The organism is Methanobrevibacter sp. (assembly GCF_045636185.1).
Taxonomy (GTDB): Archaea; Methanobacteriota; Methanobacteria; order Methanobacteriales; family Methanobacteriaceae; genus Methanocatella.
The window spans coordinates 1-6,511 of the sequence record NZ_JAZTXC010000153.1; the positions used below are offsets into that span (position 1 = coordinate 1).

A 6,511-nucleotide genomic window follows, 5' to 3' on the forward strand; every position below is an offset into this window, starting at 1 on the left:
AATGGAAATATTAAAATACTCAGAAATTGACTTGGCTGAAACAGTTAAAAGATCAGAACAGGATGTTAATAATGTCCTGGATACGGTATCTGAGATTTTAAACAATGTTAAAGATAATGGTGATGAGGCAGTAAAATCCTATACGGAGAAATTTGACGGTGTTTTAGTTGATGATTTGAAGGTAACTGAAAGTGAAATAAAAGAGGCTTATGACACCTTAGATGACTCATTATTAGCTGCTTTAAAGAAAGCTGCGGCAAACATTGAAAAATTCCACAAAAAGCAAATACCTGAAGAATGGGAAATGGAAGTTAACCCAGGAATTATCGCAGGTCAAATCGTAAGGCCAATAAACTCTGCAGGATGTTATATTCCTGGTGGAAGAGCAGCTTACCCATCCTCAATATTAATGACCGTTATTCCCGCCAAAATTGCGGGAGTTGAAAAGGTAGTCTGTGTTACTCCTCCTCAAAAAGACGGTAAAATCCTTGATGCTATTCTTGTAGCTGCAGACATTGCGGGAGCAGATGAAATCTATAAGGTAGGTGGAGCACAGGCAATCGGAGCTCTAGCTTATGGAACTGAATCCGTTCCTAAAGTTGAAAAAATAGTTGGACCTGGAAACATCTTTGTAACTGCGGCCAAAAAATTAGTCTACGGTCAGGTAGACATCGAATTTCCGGCAGGCCCATCAGAAGTATTGATTCTTGCTGATGATAGTGCAGAACCGGAATTTTTAGCAACTGACATTCTGGCACAAGCAGAACATGACCCTAATGCATCATGTTTTTTAGTGACTGATTCAAAAGATTTGGCTGAAAAAACCAATGCATTTGTTTTAAAACTAACTGAGATCGCCCCTAGACGTGAAATTATAGAAGAGTCATTGTCCAAAAGTGGAAAAATTATTATCACTGACACATTTGAAGAAGCAATTTACGTTACAAACGAATATGCTCCAGAACATTTAATCATATCCACAAAAGATGATGATAAAACACTATCACAAATCAATAATGCAGGATCAATATTTTTAGGTCAATATTCTCCGGTAGCAGCAGGAGATTACGGATCCGGAACAAATCATGTATTGCCTACTGGCGGCGGGGCCAAAATGTATTCTGGCCTTTCAACAGAGGCATTTATCAAAAAGCCTACTGTTCAAAGAATTACAAAAGAAGGTTTGGGTGAACTTGCAAAAACTTCAGTCCCAATAGCTGAATATGAAGGATTTTTTGCTCATTCAGACTCATTTAAAAGAAGATTAGAAAGATAATTTCTATCTTCTCTTTTTTTACAAAATTATTAATTTGGAATTAATTAAGCCTGATTTCTTTTTAGTCAATCGTGAAAAAAATAGAAAAAAGTGATATATAAATCACTTAAACATTTATAGATGCCGGCAGATTATGAGTGTTACCGTATTCAATTAAAATACTAACACAAATATCTAACATTCTTGCCGGAGAAATATCTGATACTCCTCCAGTGTAAATTCCAACATAATTTGGAATAGCATTATTGCTTTCAATCCATGATGAGAATCTTTTAGACATATCTACATAATTTGCACGCTGAATAGTTTGTGAAGCATCACGTCCACTAGGGTGTGGTGCATATGAAGGGTCTCCAACAGAAATTTTTGCATCAGGATGACCGTCGCTAATTTCAGAAATGGATTTAGTTAAAATATACAAACATTGAGCCTTTGACAAGGAAACTGATTTGAAATTAATTGGGAAATTACCATTTGCATCCTTAATAGCTTGAGCCAAAGCCGGAGCTTCACTTACTGGAAAACTATTTAATGAAACAGAAGCAGAACTTGGAGCATTAGAATTTTGAGCAGGAGCAGACTGTACTTGGCCGGCACCTTTAGCATTAGGTGAAGCATTGTTAAATAAACCTGTTCCAAAACCTACAAAGACAATAGCTAAAATAACAATAGCTGCAATTAAAACTCCAATAATAATTTTTTTATTTCTATCATCCCCACTTGAAGACTGAACTGGTTTTGGTGGTTTGTCCCCAGCTGTTTTAGACTTTATTTGAGTTCCACAATGTTTACAAAATTTTGAACCATCTTTTATTTCTTCCCCACATTTAGGACAAAACATAAAATTATACCTCTTTTGTAATATCTACTTAAAATATAATGCCAATAATGGCTATGAGAATTAATATATGAGAATTAAACTTCATAAAAAAATCTCAGAAAATATATATAATTTAAACACAATATAATTTCTATGTTTAATTATATATAAAATTTTATTAAATCTATTACTTACTATTTAAATCAAGAAGATTAAATAAATATTTTCTTTAATTGTACCATACAAACATTTTCAATATCAGATTACATTGCCAAAAAATTTCTTTTAACAAAATTACAAATCAATGAAAAATTTTACAAATGATTACAACATAGCCAAAATTAACATAGTTTTATTAAAGATAAATTATAAATTTAAATACATAATGAAAATTTATTTTTATACCTGAGGTGAATTAATTGCAAGGTTTATTAAATGATTGGAGAAGAACTAATTACGCTAAAGATACAACTCCAGAAATCGCTGGAGAAGATGTTACAATCATGGGATGGGTTCATGAAATCCGTGATTTAGGCGGAATCATATTTGTAATCATTCGTGATGTAACCGGTAGAATTCAAATTACAGCACCTTCCAAAAAAGTAGATGCTGAAATATTAGAAGAGTTAAGAGCTTTTAGAAAAGAATCTGTTGTAGCAGTTAAAGGTACTGTTCAGGAAGCTGGAAAAGCACCGAACGGTGTTGAAATTATTCCTAAAGAAATAAAAATGTTAAACTTATCCAACCAACCTTTACCAATGGATCCAACAGAAAAAGTAAAAGCTGAAATTGATACAAGACTTGATTCAAGATTTTTAGACTTAAGAAAAGAAAATGTATCAGCAATCTTTAAAATCAAAGGACAAATGTTCCACACAATAAGGGATTTCTTTTATGAAAATGGATTTTATGAAATTAATACTCCTAAACTTGTAGCTTCAGCTACCGAAGGTGGAACCGAATTATTCCCTATTACTTACTTTGAAAAAGAAGCATTCCTCGGTCAATCCCCTCAATTGTACAAACAAATGATGATGGGTAGTGGAATGGATAAAGTATTTGAAATAGGTCAGATTTTCAGAGCAGAAGAGCATGACACTTTAAGACACTTGAACGAAGCTGTTTCCATAGATGCAGAAGCTTCATTTATGGATGATGAAGACATGATGAAAGTCTTAAATGATATGCTTGTCAATGTTATTGCAGACATAAATGAAAACTGTGCAAACGAATTAGAAATCTTAGGCCATGAATTGCCTGAAGCTGAAGGTGATTTCCCGCATGTTACCTATGATGAAGCAGTAGACATCATCAATTCAAAAGGTGTCGAAATGGACTGGGGAGAAGATTTATCACGTGCAGCTGAAAAAGCATTAGGCGACACCATGGGAGGATTCTACTTCTTAACCAAATGGCCTTCTGCAATCAAGCCGTTCTATGTAATGCCATTTGAAGATGATGAAAAATATGCACATGCATTCGACTTAATGTATAATAACTTAGAATTGTCTTCCGGTGCTACTCGTGTTCACCAATACGATTTACTCGTAAAACAAATTGAAGAAAGAGATTTAAACCCAGACGGATTTGGAAGTTACTTAAAAGCATTCGAATATGGAATGCCTCCACATGCCGGTTGGGGAGTAGGTGCTGACAGGTTAACTATGGTACTTACAGGATCTGAAAACATCCGTGAATGTGTACTGTTCCCAAGAGACAGACACAGATTAACTCCATAGATAAAATGGAATATGATATAGCTATTATAGGTGGTGGTCCTGCTGGAATAATGGCAGCTATTGCATCCAGCAAGACCTCAAATGTAATATTACTTGAAAAAAATCCCTCATTAGGCAAAAAATTACTTTTAACCGGTGGGGGAAGATGTAATATTACAAACAATAAACCTCCTAAAAAGCTATTAACTTTTTTTGATGAGAAAAATTTCTTAAAACACTCCTTTTTTACTTTTACAAATGAAGATTTATTTTCACTTTTTGATTTTGACTTTATAGAAGAAGACAACAACAGAATTTTTCCTGAAAGCGAAAAGTCGACGGATGTTTTAAACGGACTAATTAAACATTTGAAGGATGTTGAAATTCGATGCAATTATGAAGTTAAAAAAATTACTGATAATTTCATTATAAACGATGAAATAAAAGCTAAAAAAATAATAATCGCTACAGGTGGAATTACATACCCGCAAACAGGATGCAGCATCGATAATTACTTTTTGGTTGATGAAGCAAAAACAAAAATTAAGTACGGACTTGCTCCACTAATAACAAAAGAGGATTTAAGCCAAATTGCGGGAATAACATTGAACAATGTTGAATGCATCTATAAAAAATCCAAAGTTAAAGGCGACGTTTTAATCAGCCATGTTGGACTCACCGGACCGGGAATCATTGATTTAAGCAATAAAATATCAAAAGATTTGGATTATGATGTTTTAACTGATGATTATAATATCAGTTGTGAAATATCTATTGATTTGCTTCCAGATTTATCTCATGAAGACTTAAAAGCAAAATTTGATAAAGAATTCCAGGAAAAGGGAAAAACACAGATTAAAAATTACCTGAAACAATTTTTAACGAATAATTTCATAGAATATTTCTTAAATAAAGTCAACATAGTTCCAGATACCCAGTTAAACAGGATTAATAAAAAAGAAAAAAATAGACTAATTGAAAAATTAAAAAGATTTACATTTGAAATTAATGACTTTAATAAAGATTTGGCAAAAATAACAATTGGCGGAATTGACCTGAAAAACATTAATCCTAAAACAATGGAATCTAAATTAACGCCAAATCTGTATTTTGCAGGCGAAATTCTGGATTTGGATGGACCTACTGGCGGATATAATTTAAAGATATCCTTTTCAACAGGATACTTGGCAGGCTTATCTGCAGGAAAAAATGAATAATTGATAAAATTATTCTATGATATGTATAACCATATTACTTTTATGAAAAATTGAATATGAAGTTAAAATAATTAAATTTAAACCTTATTAAAATGATAGTTTAATCAAAAAACTATTAAATTTTTATAGGAAAACCGTTTTAAAAACAAGTTAAATTATTAGCAAAAAATAAAAAATATGGGAAAATTAAAATTCCCATAACAATTTAGTTTTTCCTTCTTAATGATATACCAACAATTGTGAGTAATGACAAGAGCACCATTACAAGCGGATTACCTGCAGCAGGCATAGTTGAAGATTTTGGAATATCTTCAGGACTGTCAGGATTGGTATTATTTCCAGGCTCAGGATTAACCGGCTCAATCACTTCAACTACAGCAGTATCATTGTTATTTGAATAATCACTTTCATAACTATCGGATAAAGCGAATCCATCAACAACTAAAATACCAGCCATTGAAGCTTTAGTGTTAATTAACATAGTAGCTTTTTCTCCAGGAGCCAAATCACCAATATACCAAATTCCGTTTACAGGATCGAAGTTACCTACAGATGGTTCAAATCCTAAAAGGTCTAATCCGTAAGGCAAATTAATATATGTGCAGGTATTGATTGCAGTATCAGGTCCGTTATTTACAACAGTAACAGTAAATACAATATTATCTCCAACAGTTACATTAGTAACATCAGGTTCAATAGTAAGTGCTAAATCAACCTCAGGAGAAACTGTAGTTGAATTATTACAGTTGTTATTTGTTTTATTAGGATCATAAGTTTCTGAACTAACATCTGCTATATTAACAATAGTTTTATTGGTAGTATCTGCTATAGTCACAATAGTTAAAATTGCAGATTTTCCTTTATTAAGGTCACCTATAGTCCAAACTCCAGTGGTAGGATTATAAGCTCCTTTTGAATCATCTGAAATATAAACTAAACCAGCAGGTAGTTTATCATTGACAACTACATTAACAGCAACATCAGGACCATTATTAGTAACAACAATAGTCCAGCATACATAATCACTATGATGAGCAGTCTCATTTAAAGCAACTTTAACAATCTCCAAATCAGCTTCAGGAGGAATAACAACTGAACTGTCGTCTTTGTTGTTATCCATATTAGGATCATAAATGTCAGATGAAACATTTTCATACCTAGTAATAGTTGTATTAGATTTATTAACAACAGTTACGATTGTTAAGGTTACAGTTCCATTAACAGGTAAGTATCCTATAGTCCATCTACCGGTTTCATTATTATAAGCACCTTGTGAATCATCAGTGACGTAAATTAATCCTTCTGGTATTAAGTCATCTAAGATTGTATTTATTGCATCGTCAGGTCCGTTGTTGGTTACATTGATTGTCCAGACTACGGTATCACCAATATGGGTAGTAACGTTTTCATGATCATTGGTTATTGTGACTTCGAGATCAGCTTCCGGTGGAATAACAATAGAGCTATTGCCAACATTATT

Annotated in this window: 5 protein-coding genes; 3 read left to right on the plus strand and 2 right to left on the minus strand. The window is 32.8% G+C overall.

Features of this window, described 5'->3' with window-relative positions:
• The first annotated feature begins 1 nt into the window (after position 1).
• The gene (gene hisD / locus ACKI3Q_RS08555; protein WP_407416175.1) at positions 2–1,276 is read left to right on the plus strand and encodes a histidinol dehydrogenase; all 1,275 of its coding nucleotides are present in this window, start codon (positions 2–4) and stop codon (positions 1,274–1,276) included.
• Positions 1,277–1,382: 106 nt separating this feature from the next.
• On the opposite strand, the gene ACKI3Q_RS08560 is transcribed toward hisD, so the two are convergent.
• The gene (locus ACKI3Q_RS08560; RefSeq protein WP_407416176.1) at positions 1,383–2,117 is read right to left on the minus strand and encodes a zinc-ribbon domain-containing protein; all 735 of its coding nucleotides are present in this window, start codon (positions 2,115–2,117) and stop codon (positions 1,383–1,385) included.
• Positions 2,118–2,515: 398 nt separating this feature from the next.
• Here ACKI3Q_RS08560 and aspS point away from each other — a divergent pair, with 398 nt between their 5' ends.
• Positions 2,516–3,835, plus strand: a complete 1,320-nt coding sequence (gene aspS / locus ACKI3Q_RS08565) for an aspartate--tRNA(Asn) ligase (RefSeq protein ID WP_407416177.1) — start codon at positions 2,516–2,518, stop codon at positions 3,833–3,835.
• A 5-nt stretch (positions 3,836–3,840) separates the two neighbouring features.
• The gene (locus tag ACKI3Q_RS08570) at positions 3,841–5,031 is read left to right on the plus strand and encodes an NAD(P)/FAD-dependent oxidoreductase (RefSeq protein ID WP_407416178.1); all 1,191 of its coding nucleotides are present in this window, start codon (positions 3,841–3,843) and stop codon (positions 5,029–5,031) included.
• Positions 5,032–5,236: 205 nt separating this feature from the next.
• On the opposite strand, the gene ACKI3Q_RS08575 is transcribed toward ACKI3Q_RS08570, so the two are convergent.
• Positions 5,237–6,511: DUF11 domain-containing protein (locus tag ACKI3Q_RS08575; protein ID WP_407416179.1), on the minus strand; the 1,275-nt coding region annotated here is incomplete at its 5' end.